This is a genomic window from Streptomyces sp. NPDC004134, assembly GCF_042874195.1.
Lineage (GTDB): Bacteria > Actinomycetota > Actinomycetes > Streptomycetales > Streptomycetaceae > Streptomyces.
Genome location: NZ_JBIAMS010000001.1, coordinates 447,993 through 461,215 on the forward strand (window position 1 = coordinate 447,993; position 13,223 = coordinate 461,215).

Consider the following 13,223-nt stretch of genomic DNA (forward strand, 5'->3'; position numbering starts at 1 on the left):
TAGCCCCAGGGCGCCACGGGCCGTACAGGAGCCCTACGGGCCGTGGAACCGCGTCAGCCGGCCCCCGCGGGCGGGCGGGGACCGGCTGGGTGTTCCACGGCTGCTACGGGCGGCTCAGGAGCGGTCCGCCGGGACGTCGCCCGGCAGCGCCTCCATCGCCCGCCGGGTGACCTCGGCGACCGAGCCGAGCGCCGAGATCGTCGTCACCAGGCCCTGGGCCTTGAAGTAGTCGATGATCGGCTCGGTCTCCTCGTGGTAGACCTCCAGCCGGCGCCGGACCGTGTCCTCGTTGTCGTCGTCGCGCTGGTAGAGCTCGCCGCCGCAGATGTCGCACACGCCCTCGCGCTCCGGCGGGGAGTACGTGACGTGGAAGACGTGGCTGCTGTCGTTCCGGCAGATCCGCCGGCCCGCGATGCGCTTGACGACCTCGTCCTCCGGCACCTCCAGGTCGAGCACGGCGTCCAGCTCCAGCCCGGCCTCCTTCAGCAGCCCGTCGAGCGACACCGCCTGCGCCACGTTCCGCGGGAAGCCGTCCAGCAGGAAGCCGCCGGCAGCGTCGGGCTGCTCCATGCGGTCCCAGGCCATCCCCACGGTTACCTCGTCCGGAACCAGGTTGCCCGCCTCCATGTACGCCTTCGCCTGGCGGCCCAGCTCCGTGCCCTTGCTGATGTTGGCACGGAAGAGGTCACCGGTGGAGACGTGCGGAATGGACAGGTTCTTGGCGAGCAGGGCGGCCTGCGTGCCCTTGCCCGCACCGGGAGGCCCGACGAGGACGATTCGCATCAGCGGAGGAACCCTTCGTAGTGATGCTGCTGCAGCTTGCTCTCGATCTGCTTCACCGTCTCGAGCCCGACACCCACGATGATGAGGATGCTGGTGCCGCCGAAGGGGAAGTTCTGGTTCGCGTTGAACAGCACCAACGCCACTGTCGGTACCAGCGCGATCAGACCCAGATAGAGCGAGCCCGGCCAGGTGATCCTGTTGAGCACGTAGCTCAGGTACTCCGCGGTGGGACGGCCGGCCCGGATGCCCGGGATGAAGCCACCGTACTTCTTCATGTTGTCGGCGACTTCCTCGGGGTTGAACGTGATGGCCACGTAGAAGAACGCGAAGAACACGATCATGAGGAAGTACGTGAGGATATACACCGGGTGATCACCGGTGACGAAGTTCTTCTCGACCCATTGGGCCGCGCCCGAGTTGGAGCCGGTGAACTGGACTACCAGGGCGGGAATGTAGAGCAGCGAGGACGCGAAGATCACCGGGATGACGCCCGCCTGGTTGACCTTCAGCGGGATGTACGTCGAGGTGCCGCCGTAGGAACGGCGCCCGATCATGCGCTTCGCGTACTGCACGGGGATGCGGCGCTGCGCCTGCTCGACGAAGACCACCAGGCCGACCATCGCCAGGCCGAGCGCGATGACGACGATGAACTCGCCCCAGCCGTCGATGATCTTGCCGGACTGCTTGATGTTCCACAGGGCGCCGGGGAAGCCGGCGGCGATCGAGATGAACATCAGCATCGACATGCCGTTGCCGATGCCGCGGTCGGTGATCAGCTCGCCGAGCCACATGACCATCGCCGTACCGGCGGTCATGCAGATCACCATCGTGATGACGATGAAGATCGAGTCGTCGGGAATGATCTGGTCGTTGACCTGACACTGCGGGAAGAGCGAGCCGCTACGCGCTGTGGCGACCAGACCGGTGCCCTGCAGAATCGCGAGGGCGACGGTCAGATAGCGCGTGTACTGTGTGATCTTCGCGGTACCGGACTGGCCCTCCTTCTTCAGGGCCTCCAGCCGCGGAATCACCACCGTCAGCAACTGCAGGATGATGCTCGCCGTGATGTACGGCATGATCCCCAGCGCGAAGATGGTGATCTGCAGGAGGGCCCCACCGCTGAACATGTTGACCAGGCCGAACAGGCCCTGGTTGGCGTTGGCCTCGTCCATGCATTGCTGCACGGCCTGGTAGTCGGTTCCGGGGACTGGAACCTGCGCACCGAGCCGGTAGATCACGATGATGCCCAGCACGAACAGCAGCTTCTTGCGCAGGTCGGGTGTCTTGAACGCCCGGGCGAACGCGGTGAGCACGGTGCCTCCTGCGGCCCCCATGCTTGATCACGGGGGCTGACGGGTCATTTGTTCAGCGGATGGTCGGTAGACGTCCCACGCAGGCGTACACCCACATGGGTAGGGACAGTGCAGGCCACCTTACCGGGGGGTGTGGCTGCCGTGGAACGACCAACCGGGGATGCCCATGCGGGACATCCCCGGTTGCTCGTCACACTCAGACGCGCTCGGTGACCGAGCCGCCGGCGGACGTGATCTTCTCGCGGGCGGAGCCGGAGACCTTGTCGACGGCCACCTGCAGCGCCACGGAGAGGTCGCCGTTGCCCAGCACCTTCACGAGCTCGTTCTTGCGCACCGCGCCCTTGGCGACCAGATCGGCCACCGTGACCTCGCCACCCTCGGGGTAGAGCTCGGCCAGCTTGTCCAGGTTCACCACCTGGTACACCTTGCGGGCGGGGTTCTTGAAGCCCTTGAGCTTCGGCAGCCGCATGTGCAGCGGCATCTGCCCGCCCTCGAAGCGCTCCGGCACCTGGTAGCGCGCCTTGGTGCCCTTGGTGCCGCGGCCCGCGGTCTTGCCCTTGGACGCCTCGCCTCGACCCACGCGGGTCTTCGGCTTCTTGGCGCCCGGGGCCGGCCGCAGGTTGTGGATCTTCAGCGGCTTCTGCTCCGCCGCGTCCTGGACGGCCATGTCAGTCGACCTCCTCGACCGTCACCAGGTGGCGGACGGTGTGCACCATGCCGCGCACCTGGGGACTGTCATCGCGGACCACGCTGTCGTGGAGCCGGCGCAGGCCGAGCGTACGCAGCGTGTCCCGGTGGTTCTGCTTGCTCCCGATGTAGGACTTGCTCTGGGTGATCTTGAGCTGTGCCATCAGCCGTTCACCCCAGCGCGGGCGCGCAGCATTGCGGCGGGCGCCACGTCCTCCAGCGGCAGGCCACGGCGGGCGGCGATCTCCTCGGGGCGCTGCAGGCCCTTCAGTGCGGCCGTCGTGGCGTGCACGATGTTGATCGGGTTGGACGAGCCGAGCGACTTGCTCAGCACGTCGTGGATGCCCGCGCACTCCAGCACGGCACGCACCGGGCCACCGGCGATCACACCGGTACCGGGCGACGCCGGCTTCAGCAGCACGACACCCGCCGCCTCCTCACCCTGGATCGGGTGCGGGATGGTGCCCTGGATCCGGGGGACCTTGAAGAAGTGCTTCTTGGCCTCCTCGACACCCTTGGCGATGGCGGCCGGCACCTCCTTGGCCTTCCCGTACCCGACACCCACGGTGCCGTCACCGTCACCCACCACGACCAGCGCGGTGAAGCTGAAGCGACGACCACCCTTCACTACCTTGGCGACTCGGTTGATCGCGACAACGCGCTCAACATACGCGGTCTTGTCGGCAGCGTTGCCGCCGTCCCGGCCCTTCCGGTCCCGCCGCTCGCCGCCGCCGGCGCCGCCACCGCGGCGCTGGGGTCCAGCCATTGGACTTCCTCTCTCAGAACTTCAGCCCGGCATCGCGGGCGGCGTCGGCCAGGGCGGCAATGCGCCCGGCGTACTTGTTGCCACCGCGGTCGAACACCACGGCGTCGACTCCGGCGGCGCGCGCACGCTCGGCGACCAGCGCGCCGACCTGCTTGGCCTGCGCCGTCTTGTCGCCCTCGGCGCCGCGGATGGACGTGTCCATCGAGGAGGCCGAGGCCACCGTGTGGCCGGCGATGTCGTCGACGACCTGCGCGACCATGTGGCGGTTCGAGCGGGTCACGACCAGGCGCGGGCGGTCCGGCGTACCGGAGATCTTCTTCCGCACGCGGATGTGCCGGCGCTTGACGGCGGCCGCCTTGCGGGCACTGCCCTTGGCGATCTTCACACCGTATGCCATGGCTTACTTACCCGCCTTTCCGACCTTGCGCTGGATGTACTCGCCCTCGTACTTGACGCCCTTGGCCTTGTACGGGTCGGGCTTGCGCAGCTTGCGGATCTTCGCGGCGACCTCGCCGACCTTCTGCTTGTCGATGCCCTCGACGCTGAAGTGCGTCGGGTTCTCGACCTTGAAGGTGATGCCCTCGGGGGCCTCGATGAGGATCGGGTGGCTGTAGCCCAGCGCGAACTCCAGGTTGGAGCCCTTCGCCTGGACGCGGTAGCCGACCCCGCTGATCTCCAGCTTCTTCACGTAGCCCTGGGTCACACCGGTGACCATGTTCGCCACCAGCGTGCGCGACAGGCCGTGCAGCGCCCGGCTCTTGCGCTCGTCGTTCGGGCGGCTGACGACGATCGTGCCGTCGTCGCCACGGGCGACGTCGATGGGCGCGACGACGGTGTGCGAGAGGGAGCCCTTGGGGCCCTTCACGTTGACCGTACGGCCATCGATGGTGACGTCCACGCCGGCGGGAACCTGGATGGGCAGCTTGCCAATACGCGACATGGCTTTACCTCCGTTCCCTTCCGTTACCAGACGTAGGCGAGGACTTCCCCGCCCACGCCCTTCTTGCCTGCCTGCTTGTCGGTGAGCAGCCCGTGGGAAGTGGAGATGATCGCCACGCCCAGGCCGCCGAGCACCTTCGGCAGGTTGGTGGACTTTGCATAGACCCGAAGACCCGGCTTCGAGATCCGCTTGATGCCCGCGATCGAGCGCTCGCGGTTCGGGCCGTACTTCAGCTCCAGGACGAGGCTCAGGCCCACCCGGGCCTCCTCGGTCTTCCAGCCGCTGATGTAGCCCTCCTGCTGGAGGATCTCCGCGATGTGCGTCTTGATCTTGCTGTGCGGCATCGTCACGGTGTCGTGGTACGCCGAGTTCGCGTTCCGCAGACGGGTCAGCATGTCTGCGATCGGATCGGTCATGGTCATGTGATGGCCTTCGGCCTCTCTCGCCGCGGTTTCCTGTCTGCACCGTCCCTCTCCCTCGGTACGAGGACGGGTGTGGTGCGGGGACCTACGGCGTAGTAGTCGGTCAAAGCGTCCCGGTGATCCGGCGGATCACCAGGAGCTCTTGGTCACGCCCGGCAGCTCGCCCCGGTGCGCCATCTCACGCAGGCACACGCGGCACAGGCCGAACTTGCGGTACACGGAGTGCGGACGGCCGCAGCGCTGGCAGCGCGTGTAACCGCGCACCTTGAACTTCGGCTTACGGCCGGCCTTCGCGATCAGGGCCTTCTTTGCCACGGCTCATGCCTCCTTGAACGGGAAGCCGAGGAGACGAAGCAGGGCGCGGCCCTCGTCGTCGTTGCTCGCCGTGGTGACCACGGTGATGTCCATGCCCCGGACCCGGTCGATCTTGTCAGGGTCGATCTCGTGGAACATGACCTGCTCCGTGAGACCGAAGGTGTAGTTGCCCCGGCCGTCGAACTGCTTCGGCGACAGGCCGCGGAAGTCGCGGATGCGCGGCAGCGCGAGCGACAGCAGCCGGTCGAGGAACTCCCACATCCGGTCGCCGCGGAGCGTGACGTGGGCGCCGATCGGCATGCCCTCGCGCAGCTTGAACTGCGCGATGGACTTCCGGGCCTTGGTCACGGACGGCTTCTGGCCGGTGATCGTGGCGAGGTCCTTGATGGCCCCCTCGATCAGCTTGGAGTCGCGGGCGGCATCGCCCACGCCCATGTTGACCACGATCTTGGTCAGGCCGGGGATCTGCATGACGTTCTCGTACGAGAACTCGTCCTTCAGCTTGGCCTGGATCTCGTCCCGGTAGCGCTGCTTGAGGCGCGGGGGCGTACCCGCGGCGGTCGCAGTGGTGGCAGTCATCAGATGTCCTCACCCGTCCGCTTGGCAACGCGGATCTTGTTGCCCTCGTCGTCGAAGCGGTAGCCGACCCGGGTCACGACCTTCTGGCCGTCCTTCTCCACCACCAACTGAACGTTGCTGATGTGAATCGGGGCCTCGGTCGTGATGATCCCGCCGGTCTTGGACCCGCGGGCCGTCTGGCCGGCCTTGGTGTGCTTCTTGACCCGGTTGACACCCTCGACCAGGACCCGGTCCTCGCGCGGGAAGGCCGCGATGACCTTGCCCTGCTTGCCCCTGTCCTTGCCGGTGATGACCTGAACCAGGTCGCCCTTCTTGATCTTCATGTGCTACAGCACCTCCGGCGCGAGCGAGATGATCTTCATGAACCTCTTCTCGCGCAGCTCACGGCCGACCGGGCCGAAGATACGGGTGCCGCGGGGGTCACCATCCGCCTTGAGGATGACGGCGGCGTTCTCGTCGAAGCGGATGTACGAACCGTCCGGCCGGCGGCGCTCCTTGACGGTGCGCACGACGACCGCCTTGACGACGTCGCCCTTCTTGACGTTGCCACCCGGGATCGCATCCTTGACGGTGGCGACGACCACGTCACCGATACCCGCGTAGCGGCGGCCCGATCCGCCGAGCACACGGATGCAAAGAATCTCCTTTGCACCCGTGTTGTCGGCGACCTTGAGTCGCGACTCCTGCTGGATCACGTCTATCTCCTGATCGTCTGCCGGTTCCCGGCGGGACCCGTGTTGCGCGGGGACCCGCCGAGCCTGGCGGAACCGTCCTGGGGGCTCCCCCCAGGAATACTTACTTGGCCTTCTCGAGGATCTCGACGACGCGCCAGCGCTTGGTCGCCGACAGCGGCCGGGTCTCCATGAGGAGGACGCGGTCGCCGACGCCGCAGGCGTTCTGCTCGTCGTGCGCCTTGAGCTTGTTCGTACGGCGGATGACCTTGCCGTACAGCGCGTGCTTGACGCGGTCCTCGACGGCGACGACGACGGTCTTGTCCATCTTGTCGCTGACGACGAGACCCTCACGGGTCTTGCGGAAGCCGCGTTCGGTCGTGGTCTCTTCGGTCACATTCGTCTCGCTCATGAGGCGCTCTCCACCGTGTCGATGCCCAGCTCACGCTCGCGCATCAGGGTGTAGATCCGGGCGATGTCCTTGCGGACGGCCTTCAGCCGGCCGTGGTTCTCAAGCTGTCCGGTCGCCGCCTGGAAGCGGAGGTTGAACAGCTCTTCCTTGGCCTCGCGGAGCTTCTCCACGAGGTCATCGTTGGAGAGCTCACGCAGCTCGGTCGCCTTGGTACCGGCGGCCATCACGACTCACCACCCTCGCGCCGGACGATCCGGCACTTCATCGGAAGCTTGTGAGCCGCACGGGTCAGCGCCTCACGAGCGGTCTTCTCGTTCGGGTACGACAGCTCGAACATCACGCGCCCCGGCTTGACGTTCGCGACCCACCACTCCGGCGAGCCCTTGCCGGAGCCCATGCGGGTCTCGGCGGGCTTCTTCGTCAGCGGACGGTCCGGGTAGATGTTGATCCACACCTTGCCGCCACGCTTGATGTGCCGCGTCATGGCGATACGCGCGGCCTCGATCTGCCGGTTGGTGACGTAGGCGGCCGTGGCGGCCTGGATGCCGTAGTCGCCGAACGCCAGCTCGGTGCCGCCCTTGGCGAGACCGCGGCGCTTCGGGTGGTGCTGCTTGCGGTGCTTGACCCTGCGAGGGATGAGCATGGGTCAGCCCTCCGTTCCGGTGCTTTCGGCAGCGGGAGCGGCGGTGCTCGCGGCCTCGGCCTTGGGGGCCTCGGCAGCCGGAGCCTGCTGCTGCTCGCGCTGCGGACGACGGCCGCGGCCACCGCGCTCACCGCCGCGACGCGGACGGTCGCCGCCACCGCCGCCGCCCCCACGGGACGGGCGGTTGCCGGCGCGGGCCGCGGCGTTCTCGGCGCGGACCTCGGCGATGTTCTTCACGTCGCCCTTGTAGATCCAGACCTTCACACCGATGCGGCCGAAGGTCGTACGGGCCTCGAAGAAGCCGTAGTCGACGTTGGCGCGCAGGGTGTGCAGGGGCACACGGCCCTCGCGGTAGAACTCCGAGCGGGACATCTCGGCGCCGCCGAGCCGCCCGCCGCACTGGATCTTGATGCCCTTCGCGCCCGCCTTCATCGCGGACTGCATGCTCTTGCGCATGGCCCGGCGGAAGGAGACACGCGAGGAGAGCTGCTCGGCGACGGCCTGGGCCACGAGCTGCGCGTCGGTCTCGGGGTTCTTGACCTCAAGGATGTTGAGCTGCACCTGCTTGCCGGTGAGCTTCTCCAGGTCGCCGCGGATACGGTCGGCCTCCGCGCCGCGGCGGCCGATGACGATGCCCGGCCGGGCGGTGTGGATGTCGACGCGGACGCGGTCACGGGTGCGCTCGATCTCCACCTTGGAGATGCCGGCGCGCTCCATGCCCTGCGTCATCATCCGGCGGATGGCGACGTCTTCCTTGATGTAGTCCTTGTACAGCTTGTCGGCATACCAGCGCGACTTGAAGTCGGTGGTGATGCCAAGCCGGAACCCGTGCGGGTTTACCTTCTGGCCCATTACCGGGTCCCTTCCTTGCTGCCGACGACCAGCGTGATGTGGCTGGTGCGCTTGCGGATCCGGTACGCCCGGCCCTGCGCGCGGGGCCGGAACCGCTTCCAGGTCGGGCCCTCGTCGACGTACGCCTCCTTGACGAAGAGGCTGTCGACGTCGGTGTGGTCGTAGTTGTGCGCCGCGTTGGCGATGGCGCTGTCCAGCACCTTGCCGACGGGCTCGCTCGCGGCCTGCGGGGCGAAACGCAGGACCGCCTGAGCCTCCGTGGCATTCATGCCACGGATGAGGTCCACCACACGGCGGGCCTTCATGGGCGTGACGCGCACATAGCGCGCGGAGGCCCTGGCTTCCATGGTTGTCCCTTCGGTGTGAGTCATGGTCTTCGCACTCCGCAGGTCAGCGACGACGCGACTTGCGGTCGTCCTTGACGTGGCCCTTGAAGGTGCGGGTAGGCGCGAACTCGCCGAGCTTGTGCCCGACCATCGACTCGGTGACGAACACCGGGACGTGCTTCTTGCCGTCATGCACCGCGATCGTGTGCCCCAGCATGGCCGGGATGATCATCGAGCGGCGGGACCAGGTCTTGATGACGTTCTTGGTGCCTGCTTCGTTCTGCGTGTCCACCTTCTTGATGAGGTGGTCGTCGACGAAGGGCCCCTTCTTCAGACTGCGCGGCATCTCTACTCCACCCGCTCCTAGCGCTTCTTGTTCGTCTTGCGGCGGCGGACGATGTACTTGTTGCTCGCCTTCTTCGGCGAGCGCGTACGGCCTTCCTTCTGGCCCCAGGGCGAGACCGGGTGGCGACCACCGGAGGTCCTGCCCTCGCCACCGCCGTGCGGGTGGTCGATCGGGTTCATCACGACACCGCGGACGGTCGGGCGCACGCCCTTCCAGCGCATGCGGCCGGCCTTGCCCCAGTTGATGTTCGACTGCTCGGCGTTGCCGACCTCGCCGATGGTGGCGCGGCAGCGGATGTCGACCAGGCGAATCTCGCCGGACGGCATCCGCAGGTGGGCCATGCGGCCCTCCTTCGCCAGCAACTGCACGTGCGCACCGGCGGAGCGGGCGAACTTGGCGCCGCCGCCGGGCTGCAGCTCGATGGCGTGGATGACGGTACCGACCGGGATGTTGCGCAGCGACATCGCGTTGCCCGGCTTGATGTCCGCACCCGGACCGTTCTCGATCCGGTCGCCCTGCTTCAGGCCGGCCGGCGCGAGGATGTAGCGCTTCTCGCCGTCGGCGTAGTGCAGCAGCGCGATGCGCGCGGTGCGGTTCGGGTCGTACTCGATGTGCGCGACCCGGGCGGGGACGCCGTCCTTGTCGTGCCGACGGAAGTCGATCACGCGGAAGGCGCGCTTGTGGCCACCGCCCTGGTGGCGGACGGTCACACGACCGGAATTGTTTCGGCCGCCCTTGCTGTGCAGCGGGCGGACCAGCGACTTCTCCGGCGTGGACCGCGTTACCTCGACGAAGTCGGCGACGCTGGCGCCACGACGGCCAGGAGTCGTCGGCTTGTACTTGCGGATACCCATTTCTTCAGTCCTCGTCCGTGACGGACAGCCTTGTCGGTCCCCGTCAGGAGACCGGGCCGCCGAAGATGTCGATGCGCTCGCCCTCGGCGACGGTCACGATGGCGCGCTTGGTGTCGGCGCGCTTGCCGTAGCCGGTGCGGGTGCGCTTGCGCTTGCCCTGGCGGTTGATCGTGTTGACCCCGATGACCTTGACCTGGAAGACCTTCTCCACGGCCTGCCGGATCTGGGTCTTGTTCGCCCGCGGGTCGACGATGAACGTGTACTTGTTCTCGTCGAGCAGCGCGTAGCTCTTCTCCGAGACGACGGGCTTGAGCAGCACGTCGCGCGGGTCGTCGTAGGTCTTGCTGGTGACGGTGAACCCGGTCGCCGTCTCGTCCGCGGCCTCGGCCTCGGTCTTGTCCATGTCGACCATCAGGCGTCGCTCCCTTCAGCCTTCTGGAGCTCGACCTCGTCGGCCACGGCCTTGCCGCCCTTGACGGGGCCGGACACGAACCGCTCGAAGGCGGCCTGCGTGAAGACCACGTCGTCGGAGACGAGCACGTCGTACGTGTTGAGCTGACCGGCGTCCAGGATGTGCACGTCGGGCAGGTTCCGGGCGGACAGCATCGACAGGTCGTCGTCCCGCTCGATGACCAGCAGCACGTTCTTGCGCTCGCTGACCTTGCCGAGGAGGAGCCTGGCGGCCTTCGTCGAGACCTCGCCGTCGACCACGCCGGTGACGACGTGGATCCGGCCGAGGCGCGCCCGGTCCGAGAGGGCACCGCGCAGCGCGGCGGCCTTCATCTTCTTCGGGGTCCGCTGCGAGTAGTCGCGCGGCACGGGGCCGTGCACGACGCCGCCGCCCGCGAACTGCGGGGCGCGGATCGAGCCCTGCCGGGCGCGGCCGGTGCCCTTCTGGCGGTACGGCTTCTTGCCGCCGCCGCGGACCTCGCCGCGGGTCTTCACTTTGTGCGTGCCCTGGCGGGCAGCGGCCAACTGGGCGGTGACGACCTGGTGGATCAGCGGAATGCTGACCTGCGCGTCGAAGATCTCCGCGGGGAGTTCGACGGTCCCGGCCTTCTCGCCGGCCGGCGAAAGGATGTCAACGGTGCTCATTACCTCAGGCCCCCTTGGCCGCACTACGGACCAGGACGAGGCCGCCGTTCGGACCGGGGACGGCGCCCTTGATGAGCAGCAGTCCCTTCTCCGCGTCAACGGCGTGGACGGTCAGGTTCTGGGTGGTGACCCGCTGGTTGCCCATCCGGCCGGCCATCCGCATGCCCTTGAACACGCGGCCCGGGGTGGCGCAGCCACCGATGGAGCCCGGCTTGCGGTGCACGCGGTGGGCGCCGTGGCTGGCCTTGCCGCCGGCGAAGCCGTGGCGCTTCATGACACCGGCGAAGCCCTTGCCCTTGCTCTTGCCGGTCACGTCGACCCGCACGCCGGCCTCGAAGGTCTCGGCGGTCACCTCCTGGCCGAGGGTGTACTCGGAGGCATCCGCGGTGCGGATCTCCACCAGGTGGCGGCGGGGAGTGACGTCGGCCTTGGCGAAGTGGCCCTTGAGGGGCTTGTTCACCTTGCGCGGGTCGATCTCGCCGAAGGCGATCTGGACGGCGTCGTAGCCGTCGGAGTCTGCGGTGTGGACCTGGGTGACGACACAGGGGCCGGCCTTGACCACGGTCACGGGGACGACACGGTTGTTCTCGTCCCAGACCTGGGTCATGCCGAGCTTCTCGCCCAGGACACCCTTGATCTGCTTAGCCATCTCTTCGCGACCTCTCAGAGCTTGATCTCGATGTCGACGCCGGCCGGGAGGTCCAGCCGCATCAGCGAGTCAACGGTCTTGGGGGTCGGGTCGAGGATGTCGATCAGACGCTTGTGGGTACGCATCTCGAAGTGCTCGCGCGCGTCCTTGTACTTGTGCGGCGACTTGATGACGCAGTACACGTTCTTCTCAGTGGGCAGCGGCACCGGGCCCGCGACCGACGCACCAGTGCGGGTCACCGTCTCGACGATCTTCTTCGCCGAGGAGTCGATGACCTCGTGGTCGTAGGCCTTGAGCCGGATGCGGATCTTCTGTCCCGCCATGGCTTCTCAGCAGTCCTGTTCTCGTAGCGCTCCGGCGCCCGGCGGTCTCGCTGCGTACCCGTTCCCCGACCCACGCGGTCGGGCGTGTCGCAACCCTCCCCGCATTTCTCCCGCGAAAGCATTCCTCCCACGGACGTCCGCGGGGGTCCGCGGTCCGCAGGGGTTTTCCTTGCAGGAAGAGGGGGAAGATCCCACCGAGTGCCCTGGCCTGCACCCCGCTGACGCTTCCCGGAAGATTCCCGTACTTCCGCCCCTGATGAGGGGCGACGAATACGTGGGACTCGCTTCCGGTCCTCCCGGCGGGAGGCGCGCAGCATCGACGCTCAGCCGAGCAACCCGGATAGTGTGCCATACGGCGCTCGGCTCGCGCCAATCGGCCCAAATACCACACGGCCCCGGCGGCCGCCCCGGGACCGGGCGCGTGCCTGCGCCTGGGGCGCTCCTACGTACTGACCGGGCCCCGGCCGCGTACCGGCGCGTGGTAGCACTCGACTTCCCAGTATGCGTCCTGCGGGGAGCGCCCGCGGGGCAGGATGCGGATGCCGGAGGCGAAGGTCACGTTGCGGTCGGCGGACAGGGCGAGGAGCACCGTGAGGTGCCGGTGGGTGAACTCGGTCTCCTCCTCGTAGTCCCAGTCGGAGACGACGCCGTGGGAGTCGCCGTGCAGGAAGGGGCGCTGGAGGAAGTCCTGTACGGCGGGGGGAAAGTTCCCGAGGACGGCGGTGGTCTCGGCGTCGAGCCCGAGGTCGGCGGTGGGGAGGGAGCCGGCACCGCGGGCGCCGCCTGCGCCGGGGGGCGGCGCCGGGGGCGTACGGGTGTCGAAGGTCTGGCGGCGCAGCGCGCGGGGTTCGAGCTGGAGCCGCTCGACGAGGTGGGCGTGCCTGCCGTGCCGGATGAGGGGCTTGGCCTTGCAGAGCCCGTTGGGCCCGAGGACGACGGCGCGGGGCCGCCCGGTGTGGTCGAGGCGGGCCCACCACTCCAGGATGGTGCCGGCCTTGGCCTGGAGCCGGGCCCGTACATCGGAGCCGAGCATGTCCCAGCACTCTTCGCGGGTGGGGCCGTCTTCGAAAGGCAGCTCGCCGGGCGGGTGGATCCGGGCGGCGGCTTCCTCGCCGCCACGCCGGGCGGGGAGGGAGACACCGTCGCGGCCGGCTAACTCTCGCGGTGCCCGGCCGGACACCTGCCGGGGCACCAGCCGGTGCCGCTCACGGTCGGAATTCCCGGGGATCTCTGCCCGCGCCATCTCT

Annotated in this window: 24 protein-coding genes; all 24 read right to left on the reverse strand. The window is 68.1% G+C overall.

All coding sequences use genetic code 11. The features are described 5' to 3' along the window. Positions 1 to 114: 114 nt before the first annotated feature. Positions 115 to 783, reverse strand: coding sequence for an adenylate kinase (locus ACFYVJ_RS01985; protein WP_388885590.1), 669 nt, complete (start codon positions 781 to 783; stop codon positions 115 to 117). Further along, positions 783 to 2,096, reverse strand: a complete 1,314-nt coding sequence (gene secY / locus ACFYVJ_RS01990; protein WP_101422262.1) for a preprotein translocase subunit SecY — start codon at positions 2,094 to 2,096, stop codon at positions 783 to 785. The genes ACFYVJ_RS01985 and secY overlap by 1 nt, the downstream gene beginning before the upstream one ends. 196 nt (positions 2,097 to 2,292) lie before the next feature. Further along, a complete protein-coding gene (rplO, locus tag ACFYVJ_RS01995) occupies positions 2,293 to 2,763 on the reverse strand; it encodes a 50S ribosomal protein L15 (RefSeq protein ID WP_388885593.1) in 471 nt (156 codons plus the stop codon). Between the two features lies 1 nt (position 2,764). Beyond that, positions 2,765 to 2,947, reverse strand: a complete 183-nt coding sequence (gene rpmD, locus ACFYVJ_RS02000; protein ID WP_018834830.1) for a 50S ribosomal protein L30 — start codon at positions 2,945 to 2,947, stop codon at positions 2,765 to 2,767. Next, on the reverse strand, positions 2,947 to 3,549 hold the full coding sequence (gene rpsE, locus ACFYVJ_RS02005; RefSeq protein ID WP_018834831.1) for a 30S ribosomal protein S5: 603 nt from the start codon (positions 3,547 to 3,549) through the stop codon (positions 2,947 to 2,949). Before rpsE ends, rpmD begins: the two co-directional genes overlap by 1 nt. A gap of 13 nt (positions 3,550 to 3,562) precedes the next feature. Continuing rightward, a complete protein-coding gene (gene rplR / locus ACFYVJ_RS02010; RefSeq protein WP_326797836.1) occupies positions 3,563 to 3,946 on the reverse strand; it encodes a 50S ribosomal protein L18 in 384 nt (127 codons plus the stop codon). Between the two features lie 3 nt (positions 3,947 to 3,949). Beyond that, a complete protein-coding gene (rplF, locus tag ACFYVJ_RS02015) occupies positions 3,950 to 4,489 on the reverse strand; it encodes a 50S ribosomal protein L6 (RefSeq protein WP_018834833.1) in 540 nt (179 codons plus the stop codon). A 23-nt stretch (positions 4,490 to 4,512) separates the two neighbouring features. Beyond that, on the reverse strand, positions 4,513 to 4,911 hold the full coding sequence (gene rpsH / locus ACFYVJ_RS02020; protein WP_388885598.1) for a 30S ribosomal protein S8: 399 nt from the start codon (positions 4,909 to 4,911) through the stop codon (positions 4,513 to 4,515). Between the two features lie 129 nt (positions 4,912 to 5,040). Further along, positions 5,041 to 5,226, reverse strand: coding sequence for a type Z 30S ribosomal protein S14 (locus ACFYVJ_RS02025; protein WP_018834835.1), 186 nt, complete (start codon positions 5,224 to 5,226; stop codon positions 5,041 to 5,043). Between the two features lie 3 nt (positions 5,227 to 5,229). Further along, positions 5,230 to 5,805 carry a 50S ribosomal protein L5 gene (gene rplE / locus ACFYVJ_RS02030; RefSeq protein ID WP_047017572.1) on the reverse strand — a complete coding sequence of 192 codons (576 nt, stop codon included), beginning with the start codon at positions 5,803 to 5,805 and terminating at the stop codon, positions 5,230 to 5,232. After that, positions 5,805 to 6,128 (reverse strand): 50S ribosomal protein L24, encoded by a 324-nt coding sequence (gene rplX / locus ACFYVJ_RS02035; protein WP_388885601.1) that lies wholly within the window; start codon positions 6,126 to 6,128, stop codon positions 5,805 to 5,807. Before rplX ends, rplE begins: the two co-directional genes overlap by 1 nt. A 3-nt stretch (positions 6,129 to 6,131) precedes the next feature. Continuing rightward, on the reverse strand, positions 6,132 to 6,500 hold the full coding sequence (gene rplN / locus ACFYVJ_RS02040) for a 50S ribosomal protein L14 (protein ID WP_018834838.1): 369 nt from the start codon (positions 6,498 to 6,500) through the stop codon (positions 6,132 to 6,134). A gap of 100 nt (positions 6,501 to 6,600) precedes the next feature. Further along, entirely contained in the window at positions 6,601 to 6,888 is a 288-nt protein-coding gene (gene rpsQ / locus ACFYVJ_RS02045) for a 30S ribosomal protein S17 (RefSeq protein ID WP_388885603.1), read from the reverse strand. After that, positions 6,885 to 7,112 carry a 50S ribosomal protein L29 gene (gene rpmC, locus ACFYVJ_RS02050; RefSeq protein ID WP_047017569.1) on the reverse strand — a complete coding sequence of 76 codons (228 nt, stop codon included), beginning with the start codon at positions 7,110 to 7,112 and terminating at the stop codon, positions 6,885 to 6,887. Before rpmC ends, rpsQ begins: the two co-directional genes overlap by 4 nt. Further along, complete coding sequence (gene rplP / locus ACFYVJ_RS02055; protein ID WP_027754754.1) at positions 7,112 to 7,531, reverse strand: 50S ribosomal protein L16; 420 nt, start codon at positions 7,529 to 7,531, stop codon at positions 7,112 to 7,114. Before rplP ends, rpmC begins: the two co-directional genes overlap by 1 nt. Positions 7,532 to 7,534: 3 nt before the next feature. Next, positions 7,535 to 8,383: a 30S ribosomal protein S3 gene (gene rpsC, locus ACFYVJ_RS02060; RefSeq protein WP_388885607.1), complete on the reverse strand. Its 849-nt coding sequence runs from the start codon at positions 8,381 to 8,383 to the stop codon at positions 7,535 to 7,537. Further along, complete coding sequence (gene rplV, locus ACFYVJ_RS02065; RefSeq protein ID WP_388885609.1) at positions 8,383 to 8,730, reverse strand: 50S ribosomal protein L22; 348 nt, start codon at positions 8,728 to 8,730, stop codon at positions 8,383 to 8,385. The genes rpsC and rplV overlap by 1 nt, the downstream gene beginning before the upstream one ends. Before the next feature lie 43 nt (positions 8,731 to 8,773). Further along, positions 8,774 to 9,055: a 30S ribosomal protein S19 gene (rpsS, locus tag ACFYVJ_RS02070; protein WP_018834844.1), complete on the reverse strand. Its 282-nt coding sequence runs from the start codon at positions 9,053 to 9,055 to the stop codon at positions 8,774 to 8,776. A gap of 17 nt (positions 9,056 to 9,072) precedes the next feature. Then, on the reverse strand, positions 9,073 to 9,909 hold the full coding sequence (rplB, locus tag ACFYVJ_RS02075) for a 50S ribosomal protein L2 (protein WP_388885612.1): 837 nt from the start codon (positions 9,907 to 9,909) through the stop codon (positions 9,073 to 9,075). Positions 9,910 to 9,952: 43 nt separating this feature from the next. After that, the gene (gene rplW / locus ACFYVJ_RS02080) at positions 9,953 to 10,321 is read right to left on the reverse strand and encodes a 50S ribosomal protein L23 (RefSeq protein WP_018834846.1); all 369 of its coding nucleotides are present in this window, start codon (positions 10,319 to 10,321) and stop codon (positions 9,953 to 9,955) included. Further along, positions 10,321 to 11,004: a 50S ribosomal protein L4 gene (gene rplD / locus ACFYVJ_RS02085; protein WP_388885615.1), complete on the reverse strand. Its 684-nt coding sequence runs from the start codon at positions 11,002 to 11,004 to the stop codon at positions 10,321 to 10,323. The genes rplW and rplD overlap by 1 nt, the downstream gene beginning before the upstream one ends. Positions 11,005 to 11,008: 4 nt before the next feature. Next, positions 11,009 to 11,653, reverse strand: coding sequence for a 50S ribosomal protein L3 (rplC, locus tag ACFYVJ_RS02090; RefSeq protein ID WP_181785222.1), 645 nt, complete (start codon positions 11,651 to 11,653; stop codon positions 11,009 to 11,011). 14 nt (positions 11,654 to 11,667) lie between these two features. Continuing rightward, on the reverse strand, positions 11,668 to 11,976 hold the full coding sequence (rpsJ, locus tag ACFYVJ_RS02095) for a 30S ribosomal protein S10 (RefSeq protein WP_014054162.1): 309 nt from the start codon (positions 11,974 to 11,976) through the stop codon (positions 11,668 to 11,670). Positions 11,977 to 12,418: 442 nt separating this feature from the next. After that, positions 12,419 to 13,219: a hypothetical protein gene (locus tag ACFYVJ_RS02100; RefSeq protein ID WP_388885620.1), complete on the reverse strand. Its 801-nt coding sequence runs from the start codon at positions 13,217 to 13,219 to the stop codon at positions 12,419 to 12,421. Positions 13,220 to 13,223 lie beyond the last annotated feature (4 nt).